The sequence below is a fragment of the Mesorhizobium australicum genome (genome assembly GCF_900177325.1).
GTDB classification, from domain to species: Bacteria; Pseudomonadota; Alphaproteobacteria; order Rhizobiales; family Rhizobiaceae; genus Mesorhizobium_A; species Mesorhizobium_A australicum_A.
In genome coordinates this window covers 3289052-3308121 of record NZ_FXBL01000004.1, presented here as the reverse complement: position 1 = coordinate 3308121, position 19070 = coordinate 3289052, and the positions used below count along the sequence as shown (strand labels likewise).

The following is a 19070-nucleotide window of genomic DNA, read 5'->3' as shown; positions in this document are numbered from 1 at the left end:
ATGGCAAGCAAGACCGTCTTGAAGGCAGCGCATCCCTCCGAGTTCCCGGAGACCGACCCGCTGGCTGAACTCAGCCGCATCATGGGTCTGGCGAAGGAAGAGGCTGCGGCCAATTCGTCCGAGGCGGATTTCGAGATCGATCTCGAACAGGAATTGATGGGCGAGCTCTTCGGCGAGGAGCCGGCCGCCGACGTCGAGGCGCGCGCTCCGCAGCCCGAGGAAGGTGTTGCCGAGTTCGAGACTCTACAGGCCGATTTCGACGACGCGTTCGCGGACATGCTGGCCGAGACAGCGGAGGAGCAGGCGCCCGAGCCGGTCGCTGCGACCGTTGAGACGGATGTCGACCTCCAGGCGATGGAAGCCGCGCTCGGAAACGATCTTGCCGATCTGGACGCGGCGTTCGAGGATTTCGACCTTGCTGCCGGGATGGACCAAGAGGTCTCGGCTCACATTGAGCAGGATGCCGTTGATGTCGAGGTGGACGACACCGTCGGGCAGACCCTTGAAGGCATGGCCGTTGAGGATCATATCGCCGATGTCGACCACTTGGTCGAACAGGAATACGTCGCGGACGAGCGTCTGGCGGTGGAAGACGATTTCGCGGCAGACGATCTGATCGAGGATATCGCGGCGTTCGTTGAGGAAGACGCCGTCGTTCCCGAGGCGCAGGCTGCCGTAGCAGAGGACGTGGAACTGCGCGCCGCCGAGCCCCAGGCGGTGGCGGAGCCGGCAGCGGTCGTTCCCGCGCCTACCAAATCCCTGTCGATCGAGGACGAACTGCGCCAGCTTCTCGGCCGCACCGGCAATGCGCATGTGCTGCCGCAGCCGGACACGGTGTCCGCGATCTCCGAGGAGGTGACCGAGCCCGAGGTTTCCGTCGTCGAGGCGGTCGCTTCCGCCGATCCTGTGGCTCATGACGCGACGGCGCACTATCAGGAGCCCGCATATGAGGAGCCCGCCGATCTGGTCACGGTCGAGGAGACCGTCGCAGAGGAAGTCGTCGCGGTCGCGCAGGAAGACGTGACGGCGGAGATGCCGGCGTTTGACGATTTTACCTTCGACCAGGCCGATCTTGATCATGACGATCTCGCCGCCGAACTCGAGCGGACACTCGCCGGGGGCGAGGCGGCAGCTGAAGTGGTGGCAGAGGCCGACGAAGAGCAGCAACTCGACGCCGCCGAAATGGCGTTCGATCCGGCCGAGCAGCTTGAAGCAGCCGCCGAGGTGGAGGATGATCCGGTCATTGATCTCGAGGCTGAACTGGCACCCCATGTCGAGCCCCAGCCGATGACGCGTGAAAACGCCGGACCGTCGACGGCAGCAAAGCCCGCGACGCTGCGTCCGCTCGCCTTCACGGAAGAGCGGCGTGCAGTGGAAGAGGAGCGTCCGGCGGCACCGGTCTTCGACTGGCGCCAGCGCTATGCCGAAATGAAGTCGGCCGAAGCGGGCCGCCCCGAGCCGGTCGCGGAACGCGCCGCACCGGCGCCGGTAGCGCCGGAGCTGGACGACGCGGATCCGTTTGCGGCACTCGCCGCGCTCGCGGCTCAGCCGCCCATCGTCCGCAGCCTCAGCCGCAGCAATCCGGTCGCCAATCCGAATGCGACGGGCAGGGAGAACCTGCGCCCGGTCGCGCCGGCGCCGTCCGCCGCCCCGATCGCCGCCGAGCCGGCAGCCGCGGCGCGGCCGGACTTCTCGTCGTGGCGGACGCAGGCTGCGCCGCAGCGCGAGGTCGCCGCAGTACCTGTGGCGAGGCCCGCACCTGTTCCGATGGAACCGCCGCGTGCTGAAGCACCGCGTCCCGCCTCTCCATATGCCGCACCGAAGAGCGATATGCCGTTTGCGCCGCGTGCCGGTCTGGCGGCTTCTGCCGCCGGCTCGGTGGCTGCGTCGGCCTTCGCGCCGGCTCCGGCCGCAGCGAAGCCTGCTCCGCAGCCGCAGATCGAGGACGAGTTTCCCGATCTCGCCGACCTGCTCGACGACGCCAACTTTGCGCCCGACATCGAAACGGTCGAGATCTCCGACCAGGCCGTGGCACTTGCCGACGAGCTGGACATTCCCGATCTCGCCTTCGACGAGCCCAACGTCACGCCGGCCGGGTTCGACGATCTCGATGCTGATTTCGCGACGGCGTTCCAGCAGCTGTCCCGGGTTCCCGAGCCGAAGGCCACTCCGCCTGCCGCGAGGTCTGTCGCGCAGCCAGATCCCGGTGCCGGTTACTATGTCGAGCGTGCCGCCGAGCCGGCTCGTGCGACCTATCCCAGCCAGCATGCGGCGCAGTCGACGCAATACGCGCCGGTGACGGACTATGACGACCAGCTTGCCGGCTTCCAGCTCGACCAGGGCGGCGAGCCGCCCTATGGCGAGGACGACGATGCCTTTGCCGGCGATTTCTACGGCGAGGAGATCGAGAAGGAACAGCCGAAGCGGAGCCGTGGCCTGCTGATCGCCGCCATGCTTGCTGGCGTCGCGGTGATCGGCGGCATCGGCGCCTATGCCTTCACCGGCGGCTCGGGTGGAGATGGCGCGCCGGCGCTCGTCAAGGCCGATCCGTCACCGATCAAGGTCAAGCCGGAGAATCCGGGTGGGGCGATCGTCCCGAACCAGGACGGCAAGGTCTACGAGCAGGTGCGCGGCCAGCCGGCTGCCGCCACGTCGCAGGACAAGCTCGTGTCGGGTGCGGAAGAGCCAATGGCACCGCCTCCTGCCGCCCGTCCCGCGGCGCCCGCGGCGAATAGTGCTGCCAACCCGCCGGCAGCCGCCGAACAGCCGACGGCCGCTCTGCCCGGCGTCGAGACGCCTACCGTGAAGTCCGAGGAGCGCGTGACGCCGGAGGAAACGGCGCAGGGCTCCGAACCGTCGCAGGAAGTTGCGGCGATTGCGCCGAAGAAGGTCCGCACCATGATCGTGCGTCCGGACGGAACGCTGGTGCCGCGCGAGGATCCGCCGGCGGTGGCGTCCGGCGAGACGACCGGTACGGCGATGGCGACCGTGCCGACCAATGCCGATCCTGCGACGATGGCTGCGGCGCAGCCAGGCGCTCAGGTGCCGTCGGCCGTGCCGGGCGCGCGGGACGACGTGTCGATCCTGCCTCCGGACGCCGCTGCCGACGACAGTGCAGCCGGCCTCCAGACACCGGCGGCGTCCGACGTGATCGTGCCGTTGCCGCGTCCGAGCCGGACGGCCCAGCCGGCAGCCGAGGAGCCCGTCCGCCAGGCGGCCGTCACGCCCGCACCGGTTCGTGCCGAGCCGGCTCCGCAGCCCGCTGCCCCGGCAGCCCAGGAAGCGAGCGCACCCGCGGCGACCGCGCCCGTGGCCGGCCTCTGGACGGTGCAGATCGCGTCGCAGCCGACCCGCGAGGGCGCCCAAGCCTCTTACGAGGACCTCGCACGCCGCTATGGCGGAGTGCTGGGCGGCAAGGGGGTAAACATCATCCAGGCCGAAGTGTCGGGTAAGGGGACGATGTGGCGTGTGCGCGTGCCGGCAGCGTCCAAGAACGACGCCAACATTCTCTGCGCCAAGCTCAAGACGGCGGGCGGAAGCTGCTTCGTCACGCAGTGACCTGCGGGCAGTCATGGGTTTCGACGGGCGCCCTCGTGGCGCCCGTCTTCGTATGGACCGACGGTGCCAGATGGTGCGGTCGAGAAGACTCGAACCTGCCGGCGGCCTTTCGCGGACGCGAGTGCCATGTGCAGCGTGCGCCGCTTTGCTCTAGACTCGCCACATGACCGAATCAAAAGCCATGATCTTGGGCTGTTCCGGCCTGTCGCTTACTCCCGACGAGGCGGCGTTCTTCCGTGACGAGCGGCCCTGGGCATTCATCCTGTTCGCGCGCAACGTCTCGGAGCCCGGCCAGATCCGCGACCTCGTCGGCGCGTTGCGCGACTGCAGCGGCCGCAACGATGCCCTTGTCTTCATCGACCAGGAGGGCGGGCGCGTGCAGCGGCTGCGGCCGCCGCTCGCACCGAACTATCCGGCGGGCTCCCCGCTCGGCGCGCTCTACCGGCATGACTCACAGGCCGGCCTGCGGGCGGCATGGCTGTTGTCGCGCCTGCACGCCTTCGACCTGTCGGCGCTCGGCATCACCGCGGATTGCCTGCCGGTCCTCGACGTGCCGGTGGAGGGCGCGCACGACGTGATCGGCAACCGCGCCTACGGGAAGGACCCAGATACTGTGGCTGCGATGGGCAGGGCGGCGGCGGAAGGTCTGCTTGCTGGCGGCGTACTGCCGGTGATCAAGCACATTCCGGGGCATGGCCGGGCGTTCTCGGATTCCCACCATGCGCTGCCGGTGGTGGACACGCCGCTGGAGGAACTCCGCCGGCACGATTTCGCGCCGTTCAAGGCCAATGCCGGCTTCGGCATGGCGATGACGGCGCATGTCATCTATTCGGCCATCGATCCCGAGCGGCCGGCGACGACCTCGCCCAAGGTCATCTCGGACTATATCCGCGGCGAGATCGGCTTCGATGGGCTGCTGATGAGCGACGACCTGTCGATGAAGGCGCTTTCTGGGGATTTCGCCGCCCGTGCAGCCGCGAGCCTTGCGGCCGGATGCGATGTGGTTCTTCACTGCAACGGCTTGATGGACGAGATGGCGCCGGTCGCCTCGGCCGTTCCGGCGTTGCAGGGCAGGGCGCTGGAGCGGGCGAAGCGTGCAATGGCGCCGCTCGGCAGGACGGACGGGGCGGACGAAAGCGCCGTGCGCGACGAATTCGCGGCCTATTTCGAGGCCGTCGCATGAGGAACGGGTCTTCGCGTGAACGAGCGGAGCGACAACAGGGCTAAGCCCACGCCGATGGACCGCCTTTGGGCGGACAACGACGATCCGCGTCCGGACCCGGACGAGGCTCTTGTCGTCGATGTGTCCGGCTTCGAAGGCCCGCTCGATCTGCTCCTGCATCTTGCCAGAACCCAGAAGGTCGATCTCGCGCGCATATCGATCCTGGCGCTGGTCGAGCAGTATCTTGTCTTCATCGACCGTGTGCGGAAGTTGAAGCTCGAGGTCGCGGCCGACTATCTCGTCATGGCGGCCTGGCTCGCCTTCCTCAAGTCGAAGCTGCTGATCCCGAAGCAGGCGGGTGACGAAGAGGAGAGCGGCGAGGAGATGGCCGCGATCCTGCAATTCCGCCTGAAGCGCCTGGAAGCGATGCGCGACATGGCCGCGCGGCTGGTGAACCGGAACCGGCTCGGCCGGGACATCTTCGCACGCGGCATGCCGGAGACGGTGGTGGTGGAGACGACGAGCACCTATTCCGCCTCGCTCTACGACCTGCTCACCGCCTATGCGGCGCAGCGCCAGCGCCAGGCGATCACAAATGTCAGGATCGCCAAGCGGGCCGTCTGGTCGCTCAAAGAGGCACGCGACATCCTGATCCGTCTTGTCGGTCGGATGAAGGACTGGACGGCGCTCGACCAGTTCCTGATCGAATACATCGCGGCGCCGCAGGAGCGTGCGACGGCGATCGCGAGTTCCTTCGCGGCAAGCCTCGAACTGGTGCGCGAGGGTAAGCTCGAAGTCCGCCAGGAAGGCGCGTTCGCGCCGATCTACCTGCGCGGTGGTCCGAAGGCCGACAGGCTGGCGGAGGTTGCCTATGACTGAAGGTGGGAACGCGGTCATGTCCGTCATGGACGACGAAGAACCGGACACGCACGACGTGTTCGACAATCCCGCCACGCGGCTGCATCTGGCCGAGACGGTGCGGATGGCGGAGGCGATCGTGTTCGCCTCGGCGGAGCCCGTGTCGGAGAAGGCGCTCGCCGCGCGCCTGCCGCAGGGCAGCAACGTGCCCTATGTGATGTCCGAGTTGCAGCGCATCTACGAGAAGCGCGGCGTCAACCTGATGCGCATCGGCGACGGCTGGGCCTTCCGCACGGCCGGCGACCTCGCCTTCCTGATGAACCGCGACGCGGTGCAGCAGAAGAAGCTGTCGCGCGCCGCGCTGGAGGTGCTGTCGATCGTGGCCTACCACCAGCCGGTGACGCGGGCCGAGATCGAGGAGATCCGCGGCGTCGAGACTTCCAAGGGCACGCTCGACCTGTTGATGGAGACGGGCTGGGTGCGGATGCGCGGCCGCCGGCGCACGCCCGGCCGCCCGGTGACCTACGGCACGACCGATGCATTCCTCGATCATTTCGGCCTCGCCGAGATCCGCGACCTGCCGGGCATGGACGAGCTGAAGGGGGCGGGGCTGCTTTCGGCGCGGATGCCGTCGAACTTCCAGGTCCCGACGCCGATGGCCGATCCCGGCCTGCTCGCCGACGACGAGGACGAACTGACCGACATCGACCTGGAGGAACTCGGCCTGTTGACACCCAAGGGCGGGGATGATTGACCGGACCGGCCGTTTCGCGGCCCGACCGGTCGAGGTGCTAGGATAGATGACAAACGCTGCGCAGTCCGCAGCCCGGGTGCCGGCCGGGGTGACATTCGCGGCGCGGCTGTCCTTCGAGAACATCTCGCATTCCTTCGCCGGCAATGGCGAGACACTGTCCGACGTGTCGCTGACCGCGGAGCCTGGCGAGGTGCTCTGCCTGCTTGGCCCGTCCGGTTCCGGCAAGACGACACTGCTCAGGATCGCTGCCGGCATAGAGCCGCAGACGTCCGGGCGGGTGCTGATGAACGAGCGCGAGATCGCCGGGCCGTCGGTGTTCCTGCCGCCGGAGAAGCGGTCGATCGGCCTCGTCTTCCAGGATTTCGCGCTGTTTCCGCATCTCACGATCCTGGAGAACGTCCGCTTCGGCCTCACGGCGATGTCGCGCGCCGAGGCGGACCGGGAGGCCGAGATCGCGCTGTCGCGCGTCGGCCTGCAGCAATATGCGCAGGCCTATCCGCATCTCCTGTCCGGCGGCGAGCAGCAGCGTGTGGCACTTGCTCGCGCGCTTGCTCCGCGACCGACGGTGCTCCTGATGGACGAGCCGTTCTCGGGCCTCGATTCGCGTTTGAAGGACTCCGTCCGCGCCGAGACGCTCGCCATCCTGCGGGAAAGCCGTGCGACGGCGATCGTGGTGACGCATGACGCGGAGGAAGCGATGCGCATGGGCGACCGCATCGCGTTGCTGCGCGACGGCAAGCTGGTGCAGACCGGGACGGCGGAAGAACTCTACAATCGCCCGAACAGCCTTTTTGCCGCCGGATTCTTTTCGGAAATCAATGTCTTCGAATGCGAGGTCGCCGACGGGCGCGTGGCGACGCCGGTCGGGAGTTTCGCGACCGCCGGCTTGGCCGATGGCGCGGCGGCACAGGTCGCGGTGCGGCTCGGCGGCATTTCGGCGGGCGAGAACGGCTCCGGAATGCCCGGCCGGATCATCTCGCGGCGCTTCCTGGGCGACGCCGAACTGTTCGAAATCCGGGTCGCGGGCGCCGATCAGCCTGTACGCGCTCGTATGAAATGCGGCCAGGTACCGGCCGGCCGGCGCGACATAACGCTCACGATTCGTGAAAGCGACGTGCTTGTGTTTGAAAGAGCCGGCAAAAACGCTTAGATCATGCCAACGAACTTGTTCGAAAGAGGATAGTCATGGGTTCCTTCTCGATTTGGCACTGGCTCATCGTGCTGGTCGTCGTGCTTCTCCTGTTCGGCCGGGGCAAGATCCCGGAGCTCATGGGCGACATGGCCAAGGGCATCAAGAGCTTCAAGAAGGGCATGTCCGAGGACGATGCCGATGCTCCGAAAACAGTCGACCACCGTTCCGACGAGACCGTGACGCCGGCCAAGGAGAACGTCAGCAAGACCTGAGCGGCGCCCGCTGGGCGTCGTTCGATCTGACTGGCCGGAGTAATCGCCATGCTGGATGTCGGCTGGACGGAAATGCTCGTGATCGCGATCGTGATGATCGTGGTCGTCGGGCCAAAGGACTTGCCGCGCATGTTGCGCAGCTTCGGCCGCACGACGGCCAAGATGCGATCGATGGCGAACGATTTCCGCAAGCAGTTTGATGAGGCGCTGAAGGAGGCCGAACTCGACGACGTGAAGTCGTCGATCGACCAGCTCAAGGGCCTCAACCCGGCGAGCGACATCAAGAAGGTCCTCAACCCGATGGAAAAGGCGGCCGCCGACGTTCGCGCTGGGCTGCAGGCTGCGCTGAAGCCGGCGCCCAAGCCCACGACTTCGCCGGACGCACAGCCTGCCGAGCCGCTGAAGGCGGGGACCGCGGCGATGCCTGGTGAAACAGCCGCGCCGGCCGCCGTCGCAGAGCCGTCGGCTCCTCCGGTCGCGTCTACCACCGCCGACGCGCCGCCTGCCGCACCGGTCGCCGCCCAGCCTGCCGTTGCAGCTGCGGCGAAGCCCAAGGCAACCCGCAAGAAAGCCGGAACCAAGGCGTGAGCACCGAAGACGACGAAATCGAGAAATCGTCAGCACCGCTGATCGAGCATCTCATCGAACTGCGCACCCGCCTCATCTGGTCGATCGGCGGCTTTTTCATCGCATTCCTGGGCTGCTTTTTCTTCGCCAAGCAGATCTTCAACCTGCTGGTCATCCCGTTCCAGTGGGCAACACAGTGGGCGGGGCTCGATTCGAGCAAGGTCGAGCTGATCTACACCGCGCCTCAGGAATTCTTCTTCACGCAGATCAAGATCGCCATGTTCGGCGGCCTGCTGATCGCTTTCCCGTTGATCGCAGCGCAGATTTACAAATTCGTCGCGCCCGGTCTCTACAAGAACGAGCGCCAGGCCTTTGCGCCTTTCCTCATTGCTTCGTTCGTGCTGTTCCTGATCGGCGGCGCGCTGGTCTACTTCTTCTTCACCCCGATGGTGATGTGGTTCTTCCTCGCCATGCAGCAGACCGGTGGCGACGGCCAAGTCGAGATCTCGTTGCTGCCGAAGGTGTCCGAATATCTCGGGCTGATCATGACGCTGATCTTCTCCTTCGGCCTGGTGTTCCAGCTGCCGGTGGTGACGACGCTCATGGCCCGCGTCGGGCTGCTCTCGGCCGCCGGGCTGGCGGACAAGCGCAAATGGGCGATCGTCATTGCCTTCATCGTCGCCGCGGTGCTGACGCCGCCGGATCCGGTCAGCCAGATCGGCCTCGCCGTGCCGACGATCCTGCTCTACGAGCTTTCGATCATTCTGGCCCGCTGGGTCGAGCGTGATCGCGAGAAGCAAAGGCTGGCACGGGAAGCTGGTGAGGCTGCCGAGGCGACGAAGGCTCAGGCCGAGGCCAAGCCCGCCGAATAGGCATCGACGCGCGTACAATTCTCGTTTCGAGCCTCGACACGATGCGCATCCGTATTGCGTCGGTCCGTTGCACGGTTTAACCCCCTGACCGTTCGGGTGGGGGGCGATCTCACCGAAATTGCGTCAACGGAACAAATCATGCTCGACATCAGATGGATCCGCGAAAACCCCGACATCCTGGCCAAGGCGCTGATGAAGCGCGGCCAGTCGCAGGCGTCCGCGGAATCGACGGTGTCCGACCTGATCCAGAAGGACGAGGACCGGCGCGCCCATCTCGGCGAGCTCCAGGTCAAGCAGGAGCGGCGCAACGCCGCCTCGAAGGAAATCGGCAATGCGATGCGGGCAGGGGATTCCGCCCGCGCCGAGGAACTGCAGGCCGAGGTCAAGGGTATCAAGGAATTCATCCAGAACGGCGAGGCGCGCGAGCGCGAGCTGGATAAGGCTCTGAACGACGCACTGGCCGTGATTCCCAACATCCCCATGGACGACGTGCCGATCGGCAAGGACGAGCACGACAACGTCAAGGTGCGCGAATGGGGCACGGAGCTGATCACCGAGCGCCAGCCGCGCATGGGCAACAAGCCGAAGGAGCATTTCGAGATCGGCGAGGCGCTCGGCATGATGGACTTCGAGCGCGCGGCAAAGCTCTCCGGCAGCCGCTTCACAGTGCTTAAGGGCAAGCTTGCGCGGCTGGAACGCGCACTCGGCCAGTTCATGCTCGACGTGCATACAAACGAGCACGGCTATGAGGAGATTCAGCCGCCGCTCCTGGTGCGAGACGAGGCGTTTTTCGGCACGGGCCAGTTGCCGAAGTTCGAGGAGGATCTGTTCTTCGCGCCGCACACGTCCGGGCGGGTGGGGCTGATCCCCACCGCCGAGGTCCCCCTCACCAACCTTGTCCGCGAGGAAATTCTCGACGCCAAGACGCTGCCGCGCCGCATGACGGCGCTGACGCCTTGCTTCCGCTCGGAGGCTGGATCGGCAGGGCGCGACACGCGCGGCATGCTGCGCCAGCACCAGTTCGACAAGGTCGAGCTGGTGTCGATCACCGATGCCGAGACCGCGGACGCCGAGCACGAGCGGATGACAGGCTGCGCCGAGGAGGTGTTGAAGCGCCTCGGCCTGCCGTTCCGCACCATGCTTCTGTGCACCGGCGACATGGGGTTTGGTTCGCGCAAGACCTACGACATCGAGGTCTGGCTGCCGGGGCAGAATGCCTATCGAGAGATCTCGTCCTGCTCGGTCTGCGGTGATTTCCAGGCTCGCCGCATGGAGGCGCGCTACCGGCCGGAGGGCGAGAAGCAGACGCGCTTCGTCCATACGCTCAACGGATCGGGCGTCGCCGTCGGCCGTGCGCTGATCGCGATCATCGAGAATTACCAGAACGAGGACGGCTCGGTGACGATTCCTGAAGTTCTGCGGCCCTATATGGGCGGTATGGAAAAGATCGGGCGAGCCTGACCATGCGCATCCTGCTCACGAATGACGACGGCATCCATGCCGAAGGGCTGATGGTGCTCGAGCGTATCGCCCGGCAGCTCTCCGACGACGTTTGGGTGGTCGCGCCGGAGAACGACCAGTCGGGCTTCGCGCACTCATTGTCGCTGTCCGAGCCGTTGCGCGTGCGCAAGGTCGCCGACAAGCACTATGCGCTGCGTGGCACGCCGACGGACTGTGTCATCATGGGCGTGCGCAACCTGATGCCCGAGCCGCCGGACCTCGTTCTCTCCGGCGTGAATTCCGGCTCCAACATCGCCGACGACGTGACGTATTCGGGCACTGTCGCCGGCGCCATGGAGGGGACCCTGATCGGCATCCGCTCGATCGCGCTCAGCCAGAGCTACCAGTTCCACGACGACGGCCGCATCGTGCCTTGGGGCACGGCGGAATCGCTGGCACCCGACCTGCTTCACAAGCTGATCGCGGCGGATCTGCCCAAGGGGGTGTTCCTGAATGTCAATTTCCCCAACTGCGAGGCTGAGGAGGTCGAGGGCGTCGAAGTGACGTCGCAGGGGAAATACGTCCACGGACTGTGGGTCGACGAACGCCAGGACGGGCGCGGCCTGCCCTATTACTGGCTGCGCTTCGGCAAGCAGATGAACAACCCGGTGAAGGGCACCGACATCCACGCGCTGGATGCGCGGAAGATCTCCGTGACGCCGATGAAGCTCGACCTTACCGCGCATGAGACGCGGGATGCGCTGGCGGCGGTGCTCGGATGAGCAGCGAGACACAGGCGGACCGCGAGTCCTTCGCGGCGTTTCTTCTGCGCATGCGCGGCCGGGGGCTGGAAGACAAGGCGCTGATCGCCGCGATGGAGGCCACGCCCCGACGCGGCTTCATTCCGGGCCAGTGGCAGGCGCACGCCTGGTCCGACCGGATGCTGCCCATCGAATGCGGCGAGGCAATCGAAGGGGCCGACTTCCAGGCCAAGATTCTTGCATCGCTCGCCCTCGAGCCGTCCCACCGCGTGCTGGAGATCGGCACCGGCTCCGGCTTTAGCGCGGCCGTGATAGGGCGGCTTGCGGCGCGCGTGCTCACTGTCGAGCGCTACAGGACGCTGGCGACGAACGCCCGGCAGAGACTCGAGGCGCTCGGCATCACCAATGTCTCGGTACGCCACATGGACGGGGTCAACGGGGTGCAATCCGAGGGGCCGTTCGACCGCATCGTGGTCTGGGCGGCGTTCGAAGGACTTCCGCGTACCTTCGTGGACCAGTTGGCAAGCGGCGGCGTGCTGATCGCGCCGATCGGTCCGCCGGAGGGCCTGCAGCATATGGCGCGGCTGACCAAGGTAGGCAGCCGCTTCGATCGCGAAGACATTGCGACGACGCGCCTGCAGCCGCTGGCCTCAGGGGTCGCGGCCGCAATTTAGTCGAATTTTCTTCAAGCCCCGCCAAGACTTAACCGACAAGTAAGATTAACGCGCTTTAATCATGCCAGTTCGGTAACTGGTGTGCGGGTGTAGTCATGCGGTTCGGGTCGTTGCAGAAGAGTCAGCGCATTCTGGCGCGTGGCGCAGCGCTTGTCCTGGTCGGCGGTGTGGCCGCCGGGTGCAGCTCCGGTGTCAGCCGGTTCACCGACGACATCCTCACCGGCTCAACCGCCAACCAGCGCTCGATCGTCAGGAAGGACAGCCAGCCTTTCCCCGGCGATGTCGCCGCCAGGCCTGCTCCCGCGAACGGAACCTATGCAGAATCGGCAGCCCGAACGGCGGTCGCGCCGCAGCCCGTGACGCGCTCCTCTCTTCCTCCGGTCGCCTCCGCGCCCGTATCCACGCCCGCTCCGACGGTCGTCGCCGAAGCTCCGAGGGTGGACACCACACCGACCGGTTCGGTCGCCAGGACGCCTGTTGCGCAGGTCGAGGAGGTGCATCAGGGCTGGTCGCGCGCCGGCGGCACGCAGGTCACGCTCAAGGAGGGCGAGACCCTTTATAACCTGTCGAAGCGGTTTGGCGTGCCGGTCAAGGAGATCATGAAGGCCAACGGGATCGCCAGCGCCGACACGGTGACCGTCGGCCAGAAGGTGGTGATCCCGACCTATGTCTATTCCAGCAAGGCTCCCGTCTCCGCACCGGACAACACGCGGGAGGTGGCCGAAGCCAAGTCGTCGCGCGGCGTGAAGACCGATGCGCCGGCTGATGTGCCGCGCCCAGGCAAGCGGCCGGACAACCTGGCCGTCCTGCCGCAGCAGCCCAAGGTTAAGGAAGCGGAAGCCGAGACGAAGACGGCAGACAACAGTGCGGCTCCCGCCGCGCCGAAACCCACCGCACAGACTGGCGGCGGCTACACGGTCGTCGCCGGCGATTCGCTCTATGGAATTGCCAAAAAGACCGGCGCAAAGGCGGCCGACATCCGCAAGGCCAACAATCTCGGCGAGACGGCCAATCTCAAGATCGGCCAGAAGCTGGTTATTCCCGCGGCCGGCCAGCAGGTCGCACAAGCGCCGAAGGTCGACCCAGTGATCACCGGAACCGCCGGCCCCGCCAAGAAGGAGGCGAAGCCGGAAGCGGCGAAACTCGCCACCTACACGCCGCCCAAGGCCGACAACAAGGTGATCAAGGACGCCGAGGCCGCGAGCAAAGAGGCGGCACCCGATTCGACCGGCATCGGCAAGATGCGCTGGCCGGTGCGCGGCCGCGTCGTCGGCACCTACGGCAACTCGAACGGCGCCTCGTTCAACGACGGCATCGATATCGCGGTGCCGGAAGGCACGCCGGTCAAGGCGGCCGAGAACGGCGTCGTGATCTTTGCCGGCGAGGGGCTGAAGGATTTTGGCAAGACCGTGCTGGTGCGCCATGCCGACGGCAAGGTGACCGTCTACGGCCATACCGGCGAGATCAAAGTCAGCCGCGGCGATACGGTCAAGCGCGGCCAGGAGATCGCCACCTCGGGCATGACCGGCAGCACCGATACGCCGAAGCTGCACTTCGAGGTTCGCGAGAATTCTAATCCCGTCGACCCGCAGCAATATCTCGAATAGCCAGGAAGAGCCTTAGCGCGACGTCCGGACCTCCAGCCCGCCGCGCCAACTCCGGTCCCGCCCTGCCTTTGATCTCGCTCCGACACGTTCGGGGCGGCGCCAAAGGCAGGGCGGATTTTCATTCGGAGATGCGCTGGCCGAGCCTGCCGGCGAGATCCTGGATGAACTGCCAGGCGACGCGTCCCGACCGGCTGCCGCGCGTCGTCGCCCACTCGAGCGCCTCGTGGCGCAGCGTCTCTGGTGTGACCTTGAGCCCGTAATGCGCGACGTATCCGTCGATCATCGCGAGATACTCGTCCTGGCTGCATTTGTGGAAGCCGAGCCACAGGCCGAAGCGGTCGGACAGGGAAACCTTCTCCTCGACCGCCTCGTGCGGGTTGATCGCGGTCGAGCGCTCGTTCTCGATCATGTCGCGCGGCAGGAGGTGGCGCCGGTTGGACGTTGCGTAGAAGATGACGTTTTCCGGCCGCCCCTCGACGCCGCCGTCGAGCGCGGCCTTCAGCGACTTGTAGGACGTGTCGTCGCTGTCGAAGGACAGGTCGTCGCAGAACAGGATGAAGCGGTAAGGCTCGGTCTTGAGGAGGTTGAGCAGCCGCGGCAGCGTCGAGATGTCCTCGCGGTGGATCTCGATCAGCTTCAGCCTGCCTGCCGAGGGGCCTTCGCGGTTGGCGAGCGCGTGCGCGGCCTTCACCAGCGAGGACTTGCCCATGCCCCGAGCGCCCCAGAGAAGCACGTTGTTGGCGGGCAGTCCGGAGGCGAAGCGCATCGTGTTGTCGACGAGGATATCGCGCACCCGGTCCACGCCCTTGATCAGACCGATGTCGACGCGGCTCACCCGCGGCACCGGCGCCGGATAGCCGCGCTCAGCATCCCATACGAAACCCTCGGCCGCGGCGAATTCGGGCTGCGGAGGCGTCGGCGGCGCAAGGCGCGCAACAGCCTGGATGAGCTTGTCCAGCTTGGCTTCGATCGATTCCTGCGTCATTTCTCTTCCCATGTCTGCATCCGCCGGCACGATCCCGGGCCGGGCAGGCGGCATAACACGCGGATTCGGGCGGGAAAAGCGCGCCTGCGGCGGCCGCGCGCGGTTGCATTGACGCCTTGACCGACTATATTCCGCCCACCTCGGCTGGCCCGCACGGACCGGCCCTTTGTCTTTTCGGGAGTTCTTGATGTTCGTCACCCCTGCATACGCGCAGACCGGCGTCGCCGGCGGATCCGAGATGCTGATCAGCATCCTGCCGTTCGTGCTGATCTTCGTGATCATGTATTTCCTGATTATCCGTCCGCAGCGTGCGCAGTTGAAGAAGCGTGAGGAGATGCTGAAGAACATCCGTCGTGGCGATCAGGTCGTCACCGGAGGCGGACTGGTCGGCAAGGTAGCCAAGGTGATCGACGAGCGCGGCGAGGTCGAGATCGACCTCGGCAACAATGTGAAGGTCACGGCCGTGCGCGCGACGATCGCGGAAGTGCGGGCCAAGGGCGAGCCGGTCGCCAACCAGAACGCCAAGGGCTGAGATACGGCCCGCAGAAGGCCGGTCGAGAGGAACGGAAATGCTTCATTTCACGCGCTGGAAGACCATCCTCATCTGGTTGACGGTGGCCGTCGGCGTGGTGATTGCCGCCCCGAACCTGTTTTCAAAGTCGTTCCTCGATGCGCTGCCCGACTGGATGCCGAAGCGGCAGATGACGCTCGGCCTCGACCTGCAGGGCGGTTCGCACATCCTCCTGCAGCTTGATCGCAAGGATCTGATCGAAGAGCGGCTTGAAACCGCCCGCAACGACATCCGTGCCTCGCTGCGTGACGCGCGGATCGGCTACACCGGCCTGTCGGGCACCGCCAATTCGGTGCAGGTGAGGATCCGCGACGCGGCCGATGTCCAGAAGGCCAAGGACGCGCTCACCAACATGACGGCGCCGGTCGCGTCCGGCCTCTTCACCGGCGGCTCGATCAGCGAACTCGACTTCGACGAGCCGGAGCCCGGCCTGTTGCGCTATACCCTCACGGAAGCGGGCATCAACTACCGGATGAACTCCGCGCTGTCGCAGTCGATCGAGGTCGTCGGCCGGCGCGTCAACGAGCTCGGCACGACGGAACCTCTCATCCAGCGCCAGGGTGACGACCGTATCCTCGTGCAGGTGCCCGGCCTGCAGGATCCCGACAGGCTGAAGGACATCCTCGGCCAGACCGCGAAGCTGACGTTCCAGATGGTCGATTCGACCATGCCGGTGCAGGATGCTATCGAGGGCCGCCCGCCGGCAGGATCGGTCGTCATGTATTCGACCGACGATCCGCCCGAGGCCTATCTCATCGAGACCCGCGTGATCGTCTCCGGCGAGAATCTCGTCGATGCGCAGGCTACGTTCGACCAGCGCACCAGCGAGCCGGTCGTCTCGTTCCGATTCGACAATCGCGGCGCCACGCTGTTCGGCCAGGCGACGCAGCAGAATGTCGGCAAGCTGTTTGCGATCATCCTCGACAACCAAGTCATCTCCGCGCCGCAGATCCGTGAGCCGATCCTCGGCGGCACCGGCCAGATCTCCGGCAATTTCACCGTGGAAGGCGCGAACGACCTTGCCGTCCTGCTTAGGGCCGGCGCGCTTCCGGCGACGCTGACGATCATCGAGGAGCGCACGGTGGGCCCTAGCCTCGGTGCAGACTCGATCTCGGCGGGTAAGGTCGCGTCGATCATCGGGGCCGTGCTGGTGCTCGGCTTCATGATATTGGCCTACGGTTCGCTCGGCCTCATCGCCAATATTGCACTGGCGGCGAACATTGCCCTGATTGTCGCCGCATTATCCCTACTGGGCGCGACGCTAACGCTTCCCGGCATCGCCGGTATCGTTCTGACCATGGGCATGGCGGTCGATTCCAACGTTCTCATCTATGAACGCGTCAAGGAAGAGCGGCGCGCGGGGCGATCGATCGTGCAGTCTCTGGACGCGGGGTTCGCGCGCGCGCTCGCGACGATCGTTGACGCCAACCTGACCACGCTGATCGCGGCCATGATCCTGTTCTACATGGGCTCTGGCCCGGTGCGCGGCTTCGCGGTGACGCTTGCCATAGGCATTGCCACGACCGTGTTTACGGCCTTCACCCTGACGCGCTGGATGATTGCGTTCTGGCTGCGCCGTCAGCGGCCGACCGAACTGCCGCGCGGGTTCGTCAACATCGTTCCTGACAATACCAAGATTCCGTTCATGTCATGGCGGCGCTACACGTTCGCATTGTCGATCTTCCTGTCGATCGCATCCGTCACGCTGTTCATGACAAAGTCGATGAATTACGGCATCGACTTCCAAGGTGGCACCAGTATTGAAGTCCGTGCCAAAAGCGGGTCCGGCGACGCCGGCGACATTAGATCTCGCTTGTCCGATCTAAACCTCGGCGATGTGCAGGTGCAGCAGATCGGAGCGATTGGCGATTATCTGGTTCGCGTCGGCGGCCAGAATCTGGGTGACAATGCCGAGCAGAGTGTCGTCGCCAAAGTTCAGGGGGAGCTGGCGAACGATTATGAGTTTAGGCGCGTAGAGTCGGTCGGGCCCACCGTGTCGTCTGAACTGGCGCGGGCGGGCACGATTGCCGTTGTCCTCGCCCTGATCGCGATGCTCGTCTATATCTGGTTCCGCTTCGAATGGCAGTTCGGCGTTGGAGCGGTAATCTCGACGCTGCACGATGTCATCATGGTGATCGGGCTCTACGTCCTATTAGGTCTCGAGTTCAATTTGTCGAGCATCGCGGCCGTACTCACCGTTGTCGGCTATTCGGTCAACGACACAGTGGTCGTCTATGATCGCGTCCGGGAAAATCTGAGACGCTACAAGAAGATGCCGCTCGACCAACTGCTCGACCTGTCGATGAACCAGACGCTGTCGCGCACGTTTCTGACCAGCTTGACCACGCTGATCGCACTCCTGGCACTCTACCTATTCGGGGGCGAGGTCATCCGATCGTTCACGCTGGCCATGATCTTCGGCATCGCCTTCGGCACATATTCGTCGATCTTCATCGCCAGCCCGCTGCTTATCCTGTTCAAGCTCCGCCCGGGCATGTTCGACCGCGACGAGCCGGGCGCGCCGAAGGAAGGCGCCAAGGCGACCCCGGCCAAGGCCTGAGCCATGGCTCAGGCCCCCACAGGCCCGGGTATCGTGATCCGCCAGGCGCACTTTCCCGGGCGCGCGCCGATCGATGCCTACGGCAATGGCGGATTCCGCTTCGCGGACATGTCGCATCGCGGCTCGATCCTGTGCCTGCCGTCCGGCATCTATGGCTGGGAGCCGAAGGATCCCGCGGCGATCGACATCGACGACCTGGCGAAGGTGTTCGCGGAAAGCGATGACATCGAGATTCTGCTCGTAGGTATGGGACGCGACCTGCGGCCTATCCCCAAGCCGGTGAGGGAAGCCCTACGGGCCGCCGGCATCTCTTCCGACCCGATGTCGACGGGTGCGGCGCTGCGCACATTCAACGTGCTGCTCGCAGATGGGCGCGCGGTTGCCGCCGCGCTGATTGCGGTCGAGTGAATGCCATCTCTCGATCCATATCTTGCCGACCTGGTGCGCAAGGCCGACCAGGACCGGTATCTCAGCGTGCTTTACGCGCCGGAGGACAGGCGTGACGCACTGCTCGCACTCTATGCGTTCGATGCGGAAGTCGCGAGGGTGCGGGACCTGATCTCGGATCCGATGCCCGGCGAGATCAGGTTGCAATGGTGGCGCGACGTGATCTCCGCGGACGAACCGGGGGGCGGACATCCGATCGCAATCGCCCTTCTCAAGGCAATTGCCGACCATCGGCTGCCCAGGCAGACCTTCCTCGACTATCTCGAAGCGCGCGTGTTCGACCTCTACGACGACCCGATGCCCAGCCGGACGGATCTCGAAGGCTATTGCGGGGAGACCGTGTCGGCGATTTTCCAGCTCGCCGCGCTGGTGCTCGATCCCGCAGCGGCGGCGAATGCGGGCGAGGCGTCGGGTCACGCGGGATGTGCGGCCGGCATTGTACGGCTGATCCGGCTGATGCCGTATCACCGCTCCCGAGGGCAGTGCTTCGTGCCGCTCGATATTCTCGCCGCCGCGGGGCTCGATCGCGACGCTTTCGTCGCCGGAGAAAACGCCGCCGCCATGACGGCGGCCGCGAGCGCGATGGTTTCGCTCGCCAGCGAGCACTTGCGCGCGTTCGAAGCCGGGGTCTCAGCCTTGCCGACCTCGCTGCGTCCCGCCTTCCTACCGATGGCGACTTTGCCCGCGCGTCTCGGCAGGATCGATCCGTCCTCCGGCTACCAGGAGCCGTCGCCCGATATTTCGGCGCTGCGCCGTCACTGGCTGCTGTTCCGCCGCGCCTCACGCGGCTGGTGATACTTTGACGTAAACGTCAAGGCTGCTATGCTTCGTTGAAGACGCGGAACGAGAC

At 65.8% G+C, this 19070-nt stretch carries 17 protein-coding genes; 16 read left to right on the top strand and 1 reads right to left on the bottom strand.

Going from position 1 to position 19070, the window contains the following annotated elements:
* From B9Z03_RS18780 to B9Z03_RS18725, 12 genes are all read left to right on the top strand, one after another.
* Positions 1-3558 (top strand): SPOR domain-containing protein, encoded by a 3558-nt coding sequence (locus B9Z03_RS18780; RefSeq protein WP_085465605.1) that lies wholly within the window; start codon positions 1-3, stop codon positions 3556-3558.
* A gap of 163 nt (positions 3559-3721) precedes the next feature.
* Positions 3722-4741, top strand: a complete 1020-nt coding sequence (gene nagZ / locus B9Z03_RS18775) for a beta-N-acetylhexosaminidase (protein ID WP_085465604.1) — start codon at positions 3722-3724, stop codon at positions 4739-4741.
* Positions 4742-4795: 54 nt separating this feature from the next.
* Entirely contained in the window at positions 4796-5599 is an 804-nt protein-coding gene (locus tag B9Z03_RS18770; RefSeq protein WP_085465603.1) for a segregation and condensation protein A, read from the top strand.
* Complete coding sequence (scpB, locus tag B9Z03_RS18765) at positions 5592-6332, top strand: SMC-Scp complex subunit ScpB (RefSeq protein WP_085465602.1); 741 nt, start codon at positions 5592-5594, stop codon at positions 6330-6332. Before B9Z03_RS18770 ends, scpB begins: the two co-directional genes overlap by 8 nt.
* A 46-nt stretch (positions 6333-6378) precedes the next feature.
* The gene (locus tag B9Z03_RS18760; protein ID WP_085465601.1) at positions 6379-7482 is read left to right on the top strand and encodes an ABC transporter ATP-binding protein; all 1104 of its coding nucleotides are present in this window, start codon (positions 6379-6381) and stop codon (positions 7480-7482) included.
* Between the two features lie 35 nt (positions 7483-7517).
* Entirely contained in the window at positions 7518-7736 is a 219-nt protein-coding gene (locus B9Z03_RS18755; protein ID WP_085465600.1) for a twin-arginine translocase TatA/TatE family subunit, read from the top strand.
* 48 nt (positions 7737-7784) lie between these two features.
* The gene (tatB, locus tag B9Z03_RS18750; RefSeq protein WP_085465599.1) at positions 7785-8324 is read left to right on the top strand and encodes a Sec-independent protein translocase protein TatB; all 540 of its coding nucleotides are present in this window, start codon (positions 7785-7787) and stop codon (positions 8322-8324) included.
* Positions 8321-9175, top strand: a complete 855-nt coding sequence (gene tatC / locus B9Z03_RS18745) for a twin-arginine translocase subunit TatC (RefSeq protein ID WP_085465598.1) — start codon at positions 8321-8323, stop codon at positions 9173-9175. Before tatB ends, tatC begins: the two co-directional genes overlap by 4 nt.
* Positions 9176-9313: 138 nt before the next feature.
* Positions 9314-10636, top strand: a complete 1323-nt coding sequence (gene serS, locus B9Z03_RS18740; RefSeq protein ID WP_085465597.1) for a serine--tRNA ligase — start codon at positions 9314-9316, stop codon at positions 10634-10636.
* Positions 10637-10638: 2 nt separating this feature from the next.
* A complete protein-coding gene (gene surE, locus B9Z03_RS18735) occupies positions 10639-11397 on the top strand; it encodes a 5'/3'-nucleotidase SurE (RefSeq protein ID WP_085465596.1) in 759 nt (252 codons plus the stop codon).
* Entirely contained in the window at positions 11394-12050 is a 657-nt protein-coding gene (locus B9Z03_RS18730) for a protein-L-isoaspartate(D-aspartate) O-methyltransferase (protein WP_085465595.1), read from the top strand. The genes surE and B9Z03_RS18730 overlap by 4 nt, the downstream gene beginning before the upstream one ends.
* Positions 12051-12160: 110 nt before the next feature.
* The gene (locus B9Z03_RS18725) at positions 12161-13657 is read left to right on the top strand and encodes a peptidoglycan DD-metalloendopeptidase family protein (protein WP_348529040.1); all 1497 of its coding nucleotides are present in this window, start codon (positions 12161-12163) and stop codon (positions 13655-13657) included.
* Between the two features lie 118 nt (positions 13658-13775).
* On the opposite strand, the gene B9Z03_RS18720 is transcribed toward B9Z03_RS18725, so the two are convergent.
* Complete coding sequence (locus B9Z03_RS18720) at positions 13776-14642, bottom strand: ATP-binding protein (protein WP_139832327.1); 867 nt, start codon at positions 14640-14642, stop codon at positions 13776-13778.
* A gap of 187 nt (positions 14643-14829) precedes the next feature.
* Between B9Z03_RS18720 and yajC the strand changes: the two genes are divergently transcribed.
* Genes yajC through B9Z03_RS18700 form a run of 4 tightly spaced genes read left to right on the top strand, consistent with a single transcriptional unit; the run spans position 14830 to position 19015 of the window.
* Positions 14830-15174 (top strand): preprotein translocase subunit YajC, encoded by a 345-nt coding sequence (yajC, locus tag B9Z03_RS18715; protein ID WP_085465592.1) that lies wholly within the window; start codon positions 14830-14832, stop codon positions 15172-15174.
* Between the two features lie 37 nt (positions 15175-15211).
* Positions 15212-17773 (top strand): protein translocase subunit SecDF, encoded by a 2562-nt coding sequence (secDF, locus tag B9Z03_RS18710; RefSeq protein ID WP_085465591.1) that lies wholly within the window; start codon positions 15212-15214, stop codon positions 17771-17773.
* A gap of 3 nt (positions 17774-17776) precedes the next feature.
* Positions 17777-18181, top strand: a complete 405-nt coding sequence (locus B9Z03_RS18705) for an Mth938-like domain-containing protein (RefSeq protein WP_085465590.1) — start codon at positions 17777-17779, stop codon at positions 18179-18181.
* Positions 18182-19015: a phytoene/squalene synthase family protein gene (locus B9Z03_RS18700; protein ID WP_085465589.1), complete on the top strand. Its 834-nt coding sequence runs from the start codon at positions 18182-18184 to the stop codon at positions 19013-19015.
* Positions 19016-19070 lie beyond the last annotated feature (55 nt).

Coding starts and splice junctions, on each gene's coding strand:
- B9Z03_RS18780 (WP_085465605.1), top strand. CDS start 1: ATGGCAAGCAAGACCGTCTTGAAGGCAGCGCATCCCTCCGAGTTCCCG.
- nagZ (WP_085465604.1), top strand. CDS start 3,722: ATGACCGAATCAAAAGCCATGATCTTGGGCTGTTCCGGCCTGTCGCTT.
- B9Z03_RS18770 (WP_085465603.1), top strand. CDS start 4,796: ATGGACCGCCTTTGGGCGGACAACGACGATCCGCGTCCGGACCCGGAC.
- scpB (WP_085465602.1), top strand. CDS start 5,592: ATGACTGAAGGTGGGAACGCGGTCATGTCCGTCATGGACGACGAAGAA.
- B9Z03_RS18760 (WP_085465601.1), top strand. CDS start 6,379: ATGACAAACGCTGCGCAGTCCGCAGCCCGGGTGCCGGCCGGGGTGACA.
- B9Z03_RS18755 (WP_085465600.1), top strand. CDS start 7,518: ATGGGTTCCTTCTCGATTTGGCACTGGCTCATCGTGCTGGTCGTCGTG.
- tatB (WP_085465599.1), top strand. CDS start 7,785: ATGCTGGATGTCGGCTGGACGGAAATGCTCGTGATCGCGATCGTGATG.
- serS (WP_085465597.1), top strand. CDS start 9,314: ATGCTCGACATCAGATGGATCCGCGAAAACCCCGACATCCTGGCCAAG.
- surE (WP_085465596.1), top strand. CDS start 10,639: ATGCGCATCCTGCTCACGAATGACGACGGCATCCATGCCGAAGGGCTG.
- B9Z03_RS18730 (WP_085465595.1), top strand. CDS start 11,394: ATGAGCAGCGAGACACAGGCGGACCGCGAGTCCTTCGCGGCGTTTCTT.
- B9Z03_RS18720 (WP_139832327.1), bottom strand. CDS start 14,642: ATGACGCAGGAATCGATCGAAGCCAAGCTGGACAAGCTCATCCAGGCT.
- yajC (WP_085465592.1), top strand. CDS start 14,830: ATGTTCGTCACCCCTGCATACGCGCAGACCGGCGTCGCCGGCGGATCC.
- secDF (WP_085465591.1), top strand. CDS start 15,212: ATGCTTCATTTCACGCGCTGGAAGACCATCCTCATCTGGTTGACGGTG.
- B9Z03_RS18705 (WP_085465590.1), top strand. CDS start 17,777: ATGGCTCAGGCCCCCACAGGCCCGGGTATCGTGATCCGCCAGGCGCAC.
- B9Z03_RS18700 (WP_085465589.1), top strand. CDS start 18,182: ATGCCATCTCTCGATCCATATCTTGCCGACCTGGTGCGCAAGGCCGAC.